Here is a 14,310-nt window from a genome sequence, read left to right as displayed (position 1 = left end):
CTATCGCTAACATGTAAACGATTACATGGAGCCTGAGAGTCAATGGAAACACGTACTACCTCCCCCGTCAGCCCGAAGTGGCAGTTCCGCTTCGACTTCTTCCAGCAGCACGGCGCGCCGAAGACCAAGGAATACCGCGAGGCCCTGAAGGCCCTGCCCTTCGCTGACAAGCTCAAGGTCAACGTCAACCTGTTCGCCCTGTTCTTCGGCTGGATCTACCTGGCCATCCTGGGCATGTGGCGCAAAGCCCTCGTGGTGCTCGGCCTCAACGTGATTCTGGTCGTGCTGTCGTTCGTGATGCCGGACATCGTCGCCCGTGCGCTGTGGGCTGCGCTCAACATCGCCGTCGGCATGAGCACCAACTACAGCTTCTTCATGGAGCGCGTCAAGGGCAAGGAAAGCTGGAACCCCTTCGAAGGGCTGTTCTAAGCAGCGCGCTGCGTCGACCCGGACCACCAGGTCGACGCAGCACCCGCTCAACCGGCGCAGTCGACCTTCTGGTCGTACTCCGAACCCACGGCCACTTTGGCCAATGACAGCTTCACGCCCTTGCTGGCACGCAGGCCCATCGGCACATCCAGTCCTTTCATGTCCACGCCGGCCTTCGCCAGGCAGCGCAGTGGCACGCCCATGCGGGTCCACTCGCCGGGGGTCGCCCGTGCCAGCGCCGTGGCGATCGGCACTTCACCGCGCGACGCCTTGCCGCTTGCCGCAACGTAGCTGACCGACGCCTTGGCCGGCAGCGCGTCAACGCGAAGCGTGGCGATGACCAGCACGTCACCGTTGGTTTCCCGCAGCAGGTCCAGCGGCGTGTTGGAGCGCAGTTCAACCAGGCCCTGTCCGCTGAAATCAAACTGGCGCGCCCCCTCCTGCACATCGGTGTTGATCGCCGTCATGGTGATCGACGCGTCCGGTGTCGCCGCGTTGGGATGCACGATATCCACCGGCGCGCCATCGCTGCCGGTCAGGCGCAAGGTCAGCCCGGTGCTGGCAGCGCCGCGGTCGAACCAGGTGCTGGTTCGGGTCTTGGTCGGGTCGATGCCGGGCTCTTCGGACAGTGCCTTGAGGTCGCCGTTGTCGGCGTAGCTGAGCCCATGGCCGAACGCGAACTGCGGGTCATAGCCGGGCTGCCCCACATTGTTGACGTACTGATCCGCACGACGGGGCCACGAGAAGCTGAGCTTGCCGCGGAAGTCATGCTGAGGCTTTTCGTCACGCCCGCGCAGCAGCACATCGGCAACGCCCTCGCCTTCCGAGCCCGGCAGCCAAGCCGCCACGAACGCATCGGCGGCGTTGATTTCGCGGTTCATCCACAGCGGCCGGCCGCTGATGAACACGGCAACTACGGGGATGCCATCGGCCTTCAGCTTCTTGATCAACTCCAGGTCGCCGGAACGGCCGCCCTTGAACATCAGGTCCGGCAGGTCGCCCTGGAATTCGGCATACGGCTCTTCGCCGAACACGACCACGGCAACGTCCGGCCTGGTTTCATACGACCCATCCACCGAGAGGTGTGCCTTGCCGCCGGCCGCCGTCACCTGCGTCCTGATGCCATCCCACACGGTGTCGGCATGCGGGAAGTCTTCGCGCTTCGTGCCGTCGCCCTGCCAGGTCAGCGTCCATCCGCCGGTTTGCTTGGTCATGTTGTCCGCGCCATCCCCGGCCACCAGGATGGTCTGCTTCGGGGACAGGGGCAGCACCGCGTTCTGGTTTTTCAGCAGGACCAGCGACTCACGCACGGCCTGCCGCGCTACCGCACGATGCTCGGGCGATCCCAGCAGTTCGAACTTTCCGCCCAATGCGCGCGCCGACGGTTTGGGCTTTTCAAACAGCCCCATGCGCATCTTCGCCAGCAGGATCCGATGCACCGCATCGTCCAGCCGCGCCATGGGCAGCGTGCCGTCCTTTACATGCTTGACGGTGGACTCATACAGGCCTTTCCAGGTATCGGGGGCCATCGCCATGTCCATGCCCGCGATGAAGGTCTGCGCGCAATCGGTATTGGTGCAGCCCTTCACCTGGCCGTGGCCGTTCCAGTCGCCCACCACGAAGCCCCCGAAGTTCATCCGCTCTTTCAGTACGTCGGTGAGCAGCGGCTTGTGGCCGTGCATCTTTTCACCGTGGAAACTGTTGAACGAGGCCATGACCGATTGCGCGCCCGCCGCGATCGCCGGAATGTAGCCCGCGGCGTGGATGTCACGCAGCTGTGCTTCGGTCACCGTGGTGTCGCCCTGGTCCTTGCCATGGGTGGTGCCACCGTCGCCGAGGAAGTGCTTGACCGTCGTCATGACATGGTGATCGTCAAGGAAGTCCGCTACCCCGGCTTTGCCCTGCAGCCCTTCGACGAACACGCCGGCATAGCTGGCCACCAGTGCCGGATCTTCCGAATAGCCTTCATAGGCACGGCCCCAGCGATCGTCCTGCGGCACTGCCACGGTCGGCGCGAAGGTCCACTCCATGCCGGTGGTGCGGGTTTCTGCCGCGGTGATGCGGGCGATCTCGCGCAGCAGTTCCGGGTTGCGCGTAGCGCCCAGTCCGATGTTGTGGGGGAACAACGTGGCGCCGACCACGTTGCTCTGACCGTGCATCGCGTCGATGCCCCAGACTATGGGAATCGCATGACCGCCCGCGCTGGTATCCATCGAGGCTTCCCAGTAGGCATCGGCCAAGGCCAGCCATTCGGCGGGCTTGGCGTTGTAGCGTCCACCAGGATCGGAGCCGCCGCCGGCCAGCACCGAGCCCAGCCGGTACTTTTTGACCTCCGCGGGGGTGATGCTGCCGATGTCGCCCTGCACGATCTGCCCGACTTTCTCTTCCACACTCATCGATGCCATCAGCACGCGGATCCGCTGTTCCATGGCGGCATCGGTGGGCAACGGCCAGCTCGGCTGCGGCCACTGCGCGGGGTGGATCCGACCCTCGGCCGGCGCCGCAGCGGCGCTGGACATGCAGGCCAACGCCAGCGCAACGGACAACAGCACAGGCGTCAAACGACCGGCAGCGGGTGGGACGAAACGGGTAGTCATGCGCATCGGATTCCTGGTCGGATCAGAACGGGTCGCCTGGATGCAGGCCAGACGAGTGCGTCGCGTGCAGCAGCGATGCTGAACCGTTTCTAAGCCGGGTTTGACAGCGCTGTCAATGCCATTACGCCACCAGGTGCGAAAAGGCTTGCGCTACGGGGAAGCTGTTGGGGAATTCGCCCGATACGCGTTGCGGCGCAGCACGAAAGCGGCGCTACCGCTTTGCGGCGCGCCAGCCGGCTGCCCTCGCCTCTTCAGGCGAACAGAAGTAACGCTCGCCGTCCTCCAACTGGATCCGCGTCTGCGCGTAGTCGCGCTGGCCCGGCTGGTGGAAGATCTTCGCGCCGCCACTGGAAATGTTTCCCTTGATCCGGCACCCCGTGGCAGGCGCCGATTCGGCCTGGGCGGGCCGTGCATGGGCGGCACGCTGCGCACGACGGTAATCGGCCGGCATCTGGAAGGCCCCTTGCCAGATGTTCCGCTTCTGCGCCTTGGCCCGTTGCTCGTCCTCGACATACCGGGTGGCGTACTCACGGTAGGCCACTGCCCAGCCGGACCGGACCATCCAGGCGTTCACCGATTCGTTCTGCACGAAACACTCACCGACCGACCTGCCGTAGCGGTCCACGTCGCGCTGCACGCAGCGCACGGTCCTGCCCTGCAGATGTGCATCCAGCGCATTGGCAGCGCGGCGTCCGCAGGGCCATCGCGCGCCCTGCGCGGTGCTGCAGTGCTGCGCGCTCTCAGGCGCATCCATCCCCCACAACCGTACCCGTTTCTGGTTCACCGCCAGCGTGTCACCGTCCACCACGGTGGCACGGCCGACGATCTCAAGGGGGGCCGCCACGCTCAACGGCGACACAACCAGTGCTACACACATCACAACAGTCCGGCGCATACAGCGAACAACACCTTCGATCTCACAAGCGGCGCCTATTCTCGCTTACGCGTCGCGCTGCGGTCGCGCACCGACGACTGCGGCGCGCCGTTTGTTCACGCCACCCTCATGCAGAAAAATAAGTGCACTGCCCTGCATCCAGCCCGCTGCCGGCTGCGTACCTTCAGTACCCTCATCCGAGGGACGAACAGGAGATGCACCGTGCAAGCTACTTTCAAGAAGATTGCCCTCGCTACCAGCCTCGCCGTTCTGGGTGCCGTCGCGGCCCCCAGCTTTGCTGCTAACCCGCCGATGGTGGGTGGCGCGCCGATGTATCCGGCCAAGACCATCGTTGAGAATGCCAGTGCGTCGAAGGACCACACCACGCTGGTCGCGGCAGTCAAGGCGGCAGGGCTGGTGGACACGCTCAACAGCGCAGGTCCGTTCACCGTGTTCGCCCCCACCAATGCCGCCTTCAACAAGCTCCCGGCGGGCACGGTCGATACCCTGGTCAAGCCGGAGAACAAAGCCGCGCTGACCAAGATCCTGACCTATCACGTGGTGCCGGGCGTGCATACGGCTGCCCAGCTGACCGCTGCGGCCACCAAGCAGGGCGGCACCGCCACGATGAAGACCGTGGAAGGCGAGCCGCTTACTTTCAAGCTGCAGGACGGCAAGTTGTGGATCGTGGATGCCAAGGGCGGCAAGGCATCGGTCACTACCGCGGATGTGATGCAGTCCAACGGCGTGGTGCACGTCGTCGATTCGGTGTTGATGCCTAAGTAAGTTGGAAAAACCGGGCGGACGTCCATGCGACGTCCGCTTTGGCCGAGTGACTGCACCTTTGCCCGACCTTCGCAATTTCTTGCCATGCTGCCTACGGGCGCGTGTCTAGCGTGGGGCATAATTTCTCCGCTCAAGGACGCTCGCATGGCACTGATCCATTCCTTTCTGATGGGCGCCGTCGCGGGAATGCGCGCCATGACCCCGCTGGCCGCCGTCACTAACGCGGCGCGCAGCGGCAGGTTGCCCGCGGGCACCGCGGCGACGCGCCTGCTGGCCAACCGCGCCGCTGCGGCAGGCATGCTGGCATTGGCGGGCGGCGAGCTGATGGGCGACAAGATGAAAACAGCGCCGGACCGCATCGTACCGGCGGGCATGGTGGCCCGTGTAGCAACCGGACTGATTGTCGGCGCCGCGTTGGCGCCGCGTTCGCAGCGCGGTCTAGGGGCAGCGCTGGGCGCCGGCACCGCCGTGGCAGCGTCTTATCTGGCCTTCAACCTGCGCATGCGGGCCCTGCGGCGTTATGGGCAGACACCCACCGGCCTGGCGGAAGACGCGATCGCGGTGGGCAGTGCGGCCCTGATCACGCGCAGCGCCCTCGCTGGCCGCTGAAAAACCATTGCCTGATGGGGCTCCGCCGCTTCCTGTCGCGGGGCGAGGGCCAGCGCGTGCGCAACGGGGGTGAACGGGTCCCAGGCCACCGCGTGCCGCCCATCTAGCACAGGCCCGGCTGGATCAGGGACAATGGCGGCTCGTCCGGGTCCTGCCCGGCCCGTTACAGCATGGACCCGCATCGAGCCGGTCATCGCTCTGCTGTCCACTCCAGGCTTCATGCCGTTTCTTCCGGATCTGATGTGACTACCACTGCCCCTTCCTCTGTCGCCGTGGCCGACGATGCGCCCCTGACCGACCGCCTGCGCGCCGCGCTGGACCTGCTGGAATCCATCGAAGCGGACCGCAGCGTGCTGGACACCCTTCCCGAGGCCGACCGCGTGCGGCTGCACCAGGTCGTGGCCAAGGTCTACCATCCCGAGCCCAAGGCGCGCCGGCAGATGCTCAAGCAGCAGGCCAAGGTCCGCCACCAGGAGAAGGTCCGCAAGGCCGAAGCGTTGCTGGAACAGACCGGCATCCGTGCCCTGCGCCGCAAGCCGGTGTTCAGTACGCCGAACTACTTCCCGCCGCACGCGGCCGGCCTGCATGACGCCCGTAACGGCGAAGGCGCTGATGCCGGCCCGGAGCCGGTGCACTCACCCGAGCTGCGCCACTGTTACGTGTGCAAACAGAAGTTTACCCAGCTGCATCATTTCTATGACCAGATGTGCCCGGACTGCGCCGCGCTGAACTTCACCAAGCGCACGGAGACGGCCGACCTGCGCGGGCGCGTCGCGCTGCTGACGGGCGGCCGGGTCAAGATCGGTTATCAGGCCGGGTTGAAGTTGCTGCGCGCGGGTGCCGAATTGATCGTGACCACGCGGTTCCCGCGCGATTCGGCTGCCCGCTATGCCGAAGAGCCAGACTTTGCCGTATGGGGCCATCGCCTGCAGGTATACGGGCTGGACCTGCGCCACACGCCCAGCGTGGAGGCCTTCTGCACCGAGCTGCTGGCCACGCGCACGCGGCTGGACTTCATCATCAACAATGCCTGCCAGACCGTGCGGCGTCCGCCGCAGTTCTACGCGCACATGATGGCCGGCGAGACCGCTGCGCTGCACGACGTGCCGGAAACCCTGCGCAACCTGATCGGTGACTACGAGGGCCTGCGCAGCGCCGAACTGCTGGGTGCGACCCCGGCCACGGTGTTGCAGGTGACGCAGGAACAAGGCTTCAAGGGGGCCAACGGCCTGGTGCGTGCCGCCGAGCTTTCGCAGGTGCCGCTGCTGGCCGACGAACTGGTGGGCCAGCAGCATCTGTTCCCGGATGGCCGCCTGGACCAGGACCTGCAGCAGATCGACCTGCGCGACCGCAACTCCTGGCGCATGCAGATGGCCGAGGTGCCGTCGGTGGAACTGCTGGAGACCCAGCTGGTCAATGCCATCGCCCCGTTCATCCTCAATGCGCGCTTGAAGCCGTTGATGCTGCGTACGCCGGAGCGTGACAAGCACATCGTCAACGTATCGGCGATGGAAGGTCAGTTCTACCGCAACTTCAAGACCACCCGTCACCCGCATACCAACATGGCCAAGGCCGCGTTGAACATGATGACGCGCACCTCCGCGGCGGATTACCAGAACGACGGCATCCACATGAACAGCGTGGACACCGGCTGGGTGACCGATGAGGATCCGGCCGACCTGGCAGCGAAGAAGGTGGAGCAGGAGCGGTTCCACCCGCCGCTGGACATCATCGATGGCGCCGCGCGCATCGTCGACCCGATCATCCATGGGATCAACACCGGCGAGCACGTCTGGGGCCAGTTCCTGAAGGACTACGCACCCACCGACTGGTGAGCCCGCAGCCCACCCGGTAGCGCCGAGCCACGCTCGGCGAGCGCGCAGCGCGGCGCCTTCGCCTTTCGCCGAGCACGGCTCGGCGCTACCCATGCATTGCCTCCCGATCACCGTCGCCAGCCGGCCCACCCGGCCGGCACCCGCACGGCTTCTTAACCCTGCGTTCTTATCCTGTGGTTTCTTCCAGAAAGCACAGGATGTCGCACATGAAGAAGCTGCACGCCATGGTGTTCACCGTCTGCCTGCTGGGCCTGAGCCCGCTGGCATTCGCCGAGACCGTCAACCTGACCAACAGCGCCGACGGCGCAGATCGCGACGCCGGCATCGCGGCGGTGAAGAAGAAGCTGCAGCAAGCCTGCACGGACCGCCAAGGCACCGCAGACACCGGTTCGTTCGAAGTCGTGTTCGAAAAGACCAGTGCGAATCCGGATGTGCCCAAGCCGTATTACGTGGACGGGAAAATGCAATGCGAGCTGCCCGGCGCCTGATCCGCGGCAGCGCGGCCGGCCTCACCCGGCTGCTATAGTCGGCCGGGCATGGCAGGCACAGTGCCTGTCCACGAAATCACAGGGAGTGCGTCATGGGTCTTCGTCAGGCGGTGGCAGGTGCGGTGGGCGGTGTGCTGGCCGATCAGTGGAAGGATTTCTACACCGTTCCGGTTGGACTGCCTGCCACGGCTGCCCTGTTCGCGGCGGTCCCACGCGGCACCAACGCCGGGCGCGGCTCCAACACCAGCGCGTCGTCCAACATCATCACCAACGGTTCGAAGATCGTGGTGCCGGAAGGCTACGGCCTGCTGCTGATGCAGGACGGTGCAGTCACCGCGTTCGTCGCCGAGCCCGGCGGCTACGAATGGCGATCCGACGATGCCAACTCGCAGTCGATCTTCGCCGGCGACGGCCTGGTGACCCCGTTGATCCGCCAGACCTGGGAACGGTTCAAGTTCGGCGGCCAGCCCGGCTCGCAGCAGGCTGCGTTCTTCGTATCGCTGAAGGAACTGCCGGACAACCGCTTCGGCACCCAGTCGGAGATCTACTGGGACGACGGCTTCCTCGGCACGCAGGTGGGCGCGGTGACGCGTGGTTCCTATACGCTGAAAATCGTGGACCCGATCCTGTTCGTCAAGAACTTCGTGCCGGCCCGCTATCTGCAGCCGGGCGAGGTCTTTGATTTCACCGACCTGGACAATGCGGCCGCCAGCCAGTTGTTCAACGAAGTCGTGGGGTCGCTGGCGCCTGCCTTCAGCCTGTATACCAACGATCCCGGCAAGGGCAATCGCATCACCAAGCTGCAGCAGGACTCGCTGGGCTTCGCCAAGAGCCTGTCCGACGCAGTGGAACAGGCGTACCAGTGGAACTCCGATCGCGGGCTTGCCATCGTCAAGACGGCCATCGTGTCGATCGAGTACGACGCCAATACCCGTGAACTGCTGAAGACGGTGCAGCGAGCCGATGCCCTGTCCGGTGCGCGCGGCAATTCCAACCTGCAGGCCAGCATGGCCCAGGGCATCCAGTCGGCAGGCGAAACCGGGGGCGCTGCAGGCCTGGTTGGCGTGGGCATGGCATCGGGGATGTTCGGCGGGGTTGGCAGCATGCAACAGCCGGTCGCGCCGGCAACCCCGGCCGCCGACGATCCGATCGCCAAGCTGAAGAAGGCGAAAGAGATGCTGGACCTCGGCCTGATCACCCAGGACGACTACGACAAGCTCAAGGCCAAGGCGCTGGGTCTGTAAGACCAGGGACGCGCCAACCTCATGTCCGACTCCAGAACACCCCCGCCGCTGCCGCCCGCAGCCGCGGCCCCGACGCCTCCGATGACCGGTCCGGGATCGCCGCGGGACGTGCCGCCCCTTCCCGGCAGCCTGCCCGTGGACGCGACCACCCTGCCCCGCCGATCCGTGACGAACTGCTGGCACCGGATCCGGTGACGCTGGATACGGCTGCCGCCGAACTGAAGGATGGCCTCAACCGCTGCCCCAAGTGTGGGTCGACCGACGTCCGGCTCAAGCTGGGCACGGACGTACTGGTGTGCCAGTACTGCCGCAACGAATGGCAAGGCACGCGGGTCGAAGAAGCCTTCGGCCTGGGCGCCGGCATCGACCAGCTGCGCGGCCATGTCATCGCCTCCGGCGCCCGTGACATCGCCGCCGACAGTGCCAGCCTGATGAGCTTCAAGTGCACCGGCTGCGGCGCCGAGGTGACCATCAACACCGAAAGCACGATGACCGCACGCTGCCACTGGTGCCGTCATGTGTTCGGGGTCAATGAGCAGGTGGCCAACGGCGCCGTGCCCGATGCCGTGCTGCCGTTCCGGATCACCAAGGACGACGCGGTCGCGCGCATCCGCCAGTTCGTCGACAAGCGTCGCCTGTTCGCCCTGAAGGCGTTCAAGGACGAGTTCACGCCGGAGAATGTCATCGGCGTGTACCTGCCCTACATGATCGTGGACAGCAATGTCAGTGCGACGGTGTCGGGACGCGGCGAGATCAAGACCCGCGAGTACACACGAGGCACCGAGAAGAACAAGCAGACCTACTACGACGCCGATGTCTACGCCGTGGACCGCCACGTATCGTTCACCGTGGACGACCTGCCGCTGGAGTCTTCCGTGGAGCGCGGCAACCTGGATACGCAGGCCAACACCAACAACATCATCAACACGATCCTGCCGTTCGACACCAAGAACGCGCTGCAGTGGAATGCCTCCTTCCTGACCGGATTCACGTCGGAGAAGCGCAACCTGGACGTGGACAAGATGCTGCCGCGCCTGGAGGACCAGCTCCTGTCGATCGCGCGGGCAAAAGTGGAAAGCTCGGTGCGTCGCTATGACCGCGGCGTCCGCTGGGAACAGGAACGCCTGGACGTGCATGGCACGCGTTGGGTATCGATGTACCTGCCGGTGTGGTTGTACTCGTACCACCAACCGGGCAAGAAGGGCGGCATGCTGCATTACATCGCGGTGAACGGGCGCACCGGTGAAACCATGGGCAGCGTGCCGGTACAGCAGTGGAAGCTGCTGCTGGCCGCGCTCACCACCGGCAGCGTCGTTGAAGCCATCGCACTCTGGATACTGGTGGCCGGATCATGAGCGAAGACAGTGGACTCTGGTTGTTGGCGGCTGGCCCTGCTGCGGCGACGGCGCTGTATTGGGGGCTGTACCGCTACTACCGCAACACGGACAAATCCCATGCGTTCGAGCGCGAAACGGCAGTCGATGCGAAGCCGGTGACCGGGTCGGACCGCAAGGTGGATACGGTGACCGGCACGCGGGAGCGGCAGATACGCGGCGACAACGTATCTGCGTATCGCAATCGGGTAAAGCGCGACATGGGCTGAGCGCCGCGCGTGGCGGTGTGGCGCCTCACATGGCTGTGCGCACGCGCGGCCTATCGTGGCGCGGACTGCCTTGATGAGTGCCGCCTGTGCCGCAGACCGACCTGGAGACACGCCGCCGCTTTCTGCGTGCGGGTGCGATGACGATGGCCGCTGCGCCGTTGCTGGCCTGTTCGACACGGCTGGGTGGGCGCGCCTCCAGCAGCGTGACGCCATCCGACGAAACGCGCAGGTCGGTTACCACTGCGGGCCTGCAGGCCGGCCCCTTTACCGGCCACCGCGACAATGGCGTGGCGGCGTGGCGGGGTATCCGCTACGCACGCGCCACGCGCTTCGGCTTGCCCGTCGTGGAGCCGCTGCCGGCCGCCCCCGTCGCTTGCACTACGTTCGGCGCGGCTGCCGCGCAGGAGAAAGGCGCGGGCGGCGCGCGCAGTGAATCCGATGACCCGTTCTTCCTCAACGTCTGGTCACCCGCAGCGGACGGCAAGCAACGGCCGGTGATGGTGTGGATCCACGGCGGTGGGTTCCGCACGGGGGCAGGATCGGTGTATCCGGGCCACGAGTTGGCCGCTGGCGGCGATATCGTGGTGGTTACGCTCAACTACCGGCTGGGTGCGATCGGATTCGCGGATTTCTCGGCACTGGGCATCCCCAACAACCGTGGGCTGCACGATCAGATCGCCGCGTTGCGCTGGGTGCAGGCCCATATCGCGCTGTTTGGTGGTGACCCGGCGCAGGTGACCGTGGTCGGTGAGTCGGCGGGGTCGACGTCGGTTGCCTTGCTGATGGTGGCCCGCGGGATCGAGCCGTTGTTCCGCGCTGCCATCATGCAGAGCGGATCGCTCAACCTGCTTCACGACCAGCAGATAGCAGCACGCCTGGCAGCGCGCTACCGCGAACTGCTGGGCACTGCGGCCGAGAGTCGTGCGGCGTTGGAGGCCGTGCCGGTCGCCCGCCTGCTCGACGCGCAGGCGCAGGTCGCCGACGCGTTCCCCGGCATGATCCCAGCCGCGCCGATCTATGACGGCGACCTGCTGCCCGCTTCGTTTGAATCGGCCTTGCTGGCTGAGACGCCCGACATCCCGCTGCTGGTGGGTGCGATGCGGGATGAAATACGTTTCTTCGAGATTCCGGGTGCACGCACCATGTTGCTGCGCGAGCGCGGTGAGCTGCTGGCCCAGGTGGGCTGGCTGCTGGGAAAAACCGCTGCTGGCCGCATCGCGGCCACCTATCCGGACACGCGGGCCGGCAACCGTGACCTGGGCACCGACGCCAACTTCCAGATGCCCACGCGGCATTTCGCCGAGCGGCACGTCGCTCGCGGATGCCGCGCATGGGTGTATCGCTTCGACTATGGCGGGCTTTTCCTTGGGGCCGCGCATGCAGTGGACCTGACGTTCCTGTGGCCGTTGGACGGTGTGGTGTTCGGTGCGCTCCGGGGTGGCCCGCTGACAGGCCGACGGCGGGCGCTCGCCGAGCGGATGCGTTCGCGCTGGATTGCGTTCGTCCGCGAGGGGGACCCTGGCAGCGAGTGGCCAACCTACGTGCTACCTCAGCGCCCTACCCTGATCATGGACCGGACCGATCGCGTGGAGCAGGATCCTGACCGTGCGCGTCGGGAAGCCTGGGGCGGGCAGGAAATCGAAATCGCGCGTCGCCCCTGATTGAGGTTATTTATGTGATGCGTCACGGGTGGCGGGTCGTCTGGCCTGCCGCCGCGCACGCAGCACGGCCCAGGTCACCACGATCACCTTCGGGATCACCACCAGCACTACCACCCACAACCATCCCGTGCTGCTCATCATGCGTGCTCCCGGTCCGTGCCCCATGGTAGCGCCGAGCCACGCTCGGCGAGCGCAGCGGGATTCTCCGCTTGGTAGCGCCGAGCCATGCTCGGCGAGCGCAGCGGACGTTCCGCAAGAAGCCGCCGAGCACGGCTCGGCGCTACGGGTACGCGTCGGCCCACACGCGCTGCCTTTCGCCTGCTTCCGTGACACGTTACGGTGAACCCTGATTCCGCTACTGGAGAGCTGCCTTGCTCCGGATCGCATCCCCGTTCCATCTCGCGCCGTGCGTCGCCACCCTGCTCTTCACCGCGACCGGTGTGGCGCAGGATCGCCCCGATCACGCGCCGGCCACCCACGCCTTCAGCCTGATCCACGAAGCACCCTCGTCGGTCTTCGTCGACGCCACCGCGACCCACGTACCGCTGGCACCCGCGCTGCATTCCACCGACTCGGTCTTCGTGGACGTCGACAACGACGGCGACCTGGATGCGGTCGTGTCGGTGGAGCACGGCGTCAACCGCCTGTACCTCAATGACGGAGGCGGCCGCCTGCGCTACGTGCCCGATGTGTTCGGCACGCGCAGGGCGGACAACGAGCATGTGCGCGCCGCTGATTTCAATGGCGATGGCCAGGTCGATGTGGTGTTCGTTGCCGAAGACGAAGCACGGCATCAGCTGTTCTTCGGCGATGGCAAAGGCGGCTTCACCGAGGTCAGTGATCGCTTGCCCACCGGCCGCCAGGGCAACGGCCTGGCCGTGGGGGACCTCAACGGGGATGGCCTGCCGGACATCTTCATCGGCAGCACCGCCGAAGGCGGCTCCCGTGCCGAGGCTGCGCGTTCGCGCAACGTGCTGCTGCTCAACGATGCCGAGCGTCCCGGACATTTCATCGATGCCCGTAAAAGCCACCTGCCGCAGCGCGAAGACCAGACAGAAGGCGTGGCGTTCGCCGACATGGATGGCGACGGCGACCTCGACATCGTGCTCGCAAGCCCCGCCCACCCGAACCGTCTGCTGATCAACGATGGCAAGGGGCGTTTCAGCGATCAGTCGCACCGCCTGGAGCTACGGGTCCCGATGGAAACACGCGAGGTCCACGTGGCGGATGTCAACGGCGACGGGCGCCCGGACATCGTGTTCTTCAACATCACCAGCAACAATGCGGCGTGGGAGAAAGATCCGCAGACCCGCTTGCTGATCAACGACGGCAAGGGGCGGTTCGTGGATGAAACGGCTGTGCGGTTGCCCACGCATACGTTCTCCAGCTGGGCCGGCACGGTCGTGGATTTCAACGGTGATGGCCATCCGGACCTGCTGGTCGGCGCCATCCAGGTTCCGGGCTTCGTGCCGCTGCAGTTGCGTGCGTGGCAGAACGACGGCAAAGGCACCTTCACGGATGTCACGCTGGACGTGGTGCCAGGCATCACCGTGGGCCGCAGCTGGAGCATGGGACAAGGCGATCTGGATGGCGATGGGCGCACCGATGTGCTGATCGGCGGCTGGGGTACGCAGGCCCGCCTGCTGCTGACCGACACGCAGGGCTATGCGCGAGGATCCAGATAGCCGCGGATGGTCGCCTCCACCGCAAGGAAGCGGTGCCGTTGCACCAGATAGCTTGCAGCGAAAATCAGCGCAACCACCACGACGCCGCCGGGGGCCACCGCCAGCGCAGGAAGGAAGCTGGCGACCACGAACAGGACCGTCCAGCTGGAGCGCCCCACGATCCGCAGTTCACGCCGCTGCACGTCGACGAGAATCAGTCCGCGCATCATCGGCGGATAGCGCCAGCCGAAATGGAATCCGAAGCTTTCGCGGAACGCAAAGGACCGTCGATCCAGTCGGCGCACCAGCAGGTCTGGCCATTGGTCAGACTGCAGGTCGGCCTGCAGCCGCGTGTCGGGGAAATCGAGCAGCAGCGAGGCCGGCACCGGTATGCGTCGACTGAACAGGGTCACGCCCCACGGCCACCACGGTCGGCACCAAAGTACCAGCAGCACGCCTTCAAGCAGCACCAGCGCGAGCAGCGTTTGATACATCGTGAAGCCCCCACTCTGGCGCCTGC

Annotated in this window: 13 protein-coding genes and 1 pseudogene; 10 read left to right on the top strand and 4 right to left on the bottom strand. The window is 65.9% G+C overall.

Features of this window, described 5'->3' with window-relative positions; all coding sequences use genetic code 11:
* The first annotated feature begins 42 nt into the window (after positions 1-42).
* A complete protein-coding gene (locus ICJ04_RS09170; protein WP_188323990.1) occupies positions 43-429 on the top strand; it encodes a DUF2628 domain-containing protein in 387 nt (128 codons plus the stop codon).
* Positions 430-476: 47 nt separating this feature from the next.
* Here the strand turns inward: ICJ04_RS09170 and ICJ04_RS09165 are convergent, their stop codons facing one another.
* Both ICJ04_RS09165 and ICJ04_RS09160 read right to left on the bottom strand, forming a co-directional pair.
* On the bottom strand, positions 477-3,026 hold the full coding sequence (locus ICJ04_RS09165) for a glycoside hydrolase family 3 protein (RefSeq protein WP_188323989.1): 2,550 nt from the start codon (positions 3,024-3,026) through the stop codon (positions 477-479).
* Between the two features lie 211 nt (positions 3,027-3,237).
* Entirely contained in the window at positions 3,238-3,903 is a 666-nt protein-coding gene (locus ICJ04_RS09160) for a thermonuclease family protein (RefSeq protein ID WP_223203060.1), read from the bottom strand.
* Between the two features lie 219 nt (positions 3,904-4,122).
* Here ICJ04_RS09160 and ICJ04_RS09155 point away from each other — a divergent pair, with 219 nt between their 5' ends.
* The 8 genes and pseudogenes from ICJ04_RS09155 (at position 4,123) to ICJ04_RS09120 (ending at position 12,126) form a co-directional block, all read left to right on the top strand.
* The gene (locus tag ICJ04_RS09155) at positions 4,123-4,686 is read left to right on the top strand and encodes a fasciclin domain-containing protein (RefSeq protein ID WP_188323987.1); all 564 of its coding nucleotides are present in this window, start codon (positions 4,123-4,125) and stop codon (positions 4,684-4,686) included.
* A gap of 144 nt (positions 4,687-4,830) precedes the next feature.
* Entirely contained in the window at positions 4,831-5,295 is a 465-nt protein-coding gene (locus ICJ04_RS09150; RefSeq protein ID WP_188323986.1) for a DUF4126 domain-containing protein, read from the top strand.
* A 272-nt stretch (positions 5,296-5,567) separates the two neighbouring features.
* The gene (locus ICJ04_RS09145; protein WP_223203059.1) at positions 5,568-7,130 is read left to right on the top strand and encodes an SDR family oxidoreductase; all 1,563 of its coding nucleotides are present in this window, start codon (positions 5,568-5,570) and stop codon (positions 7,128-7,130) included.
* 206 nt (positions 7,131-7,336) lie between these two features.
* Positions 7,337-7,618 carry a hypothetical protein gene (locus tag ICJ04_RS09140; protein WP_188323984.1) on the top strand — a complete coding sequence of 94 codons (282 nt, stop codon included), beginning with the start codon at positions 7,337-7,339 and terminating at the stop codon, positions 7,616-7,618.
* A gap of 92 nt (positions 7,619-7,710) precedes the next feature.
* A complete protein-coding gene (locus tag ICJ04_RS09135) occupies positions 7,711-8,862 on the top strand; it encodes an SPFH domain-containing protein (protein WP_188323983.1) in 1,152 nt (383 codons plus the stop codon).
* 21 nt (positions 8,863-8,883) lie between these two features.
* Positions 8,884-10,217 (top strand): annotated as a pseudogene (locus ICJ04_RS09130) (TFIIB-type zinc ribbon-containing protein).
* Complete coding sequence (locus ICJ04_RS09125; protein ID WP_188323982.1) at positions 10,214-10,465, top strand: hypothetical protein; 252 nt, start codon at positions 10,214-10,216, stop codon at positions 10,463-10,465. Before ICJ04_RS09130 ends, ICJ04_RS09125 begins: the two are co-directional and overlap by 4 nt.
* An 86-nt stretch (positions 10,466-10,551) precedes the next feature.
* Entirely contained in the window at positions 10,552-12,126 is a 1,575-nt protein-coding gene (locus ICJ04_RS09120) for a carboxylesterase family protein (RefSeq protein WP_188323981.1), read from the top strand.
* A 6-nt stretch (positions 12,127-12,132) separates the two neighbouring features.
* Here ICJ04_RS09120 and ICJ04_RS18505 read toward each other — a convergent pair whose 3' ends face one another.
* Positions 12,133-12,267: a hypothetical protein gene (locus ICJ04_RS18505; protein WP_275137509.1), complete on the bottom strand. Its 135-nt coding sequence runs from the start codon at positions 12,265-12,267 to the stop codon at positions 12,133-12,135.
* Positions 12,268-12,497: 230 nt separating this feature from the next.
* On the opposite strand from ICJ04_RS18505, the gene ICJ04_RS09115 reads away from it, so the two are divergent.
* On the top strand, positions 12,498-13,811 hold the full coding sequence (locus tag ICJ04_RS09115) for a VCBS repeat-containing protein (protein ID WP_188323980.1): 1,314 nt from the start codon (positions 12,498-12,500) through the stop codon (positions 13,809-13,811).
* Here ICJ04_RS09115 and ICJ04_RS09110 read toward each other — a convergent pair.
* Positions 13,790-14,284 carry a hypothetical protein gene (locus tag ICJ04_RS09110; RefSeq protein WP_188323979.1) on the bottom strand — a complete coding sequence of 165 codons (495 nt, stop codon included), beginning with the start codon at positions 14,282-14,284 and terminating at the stop codon, positions 13,790-13,792. The genes ICJ04_RS09115 and ICJ04_RS09110 overlap by 22 nt on opposite strands.
* Positions 14,285-14,310 lie beyond the last annotated feature (26 nt).

The sequence above is a fragment of the Stenotrophomonas sp. 169 genome (genome assembly GCF_014621775.1).
GTDB lineage: Bacteria > Pseudomonadota > Gammaproteobacteria > Xanthomonadales > Xanthomonadaceae > Stenotrophomonas.
The sequence above is the reverse complement of the archived record's forward strand: the minus strand, read 5'-3'. Positions and strand labels throughout refer to the sequence as shown.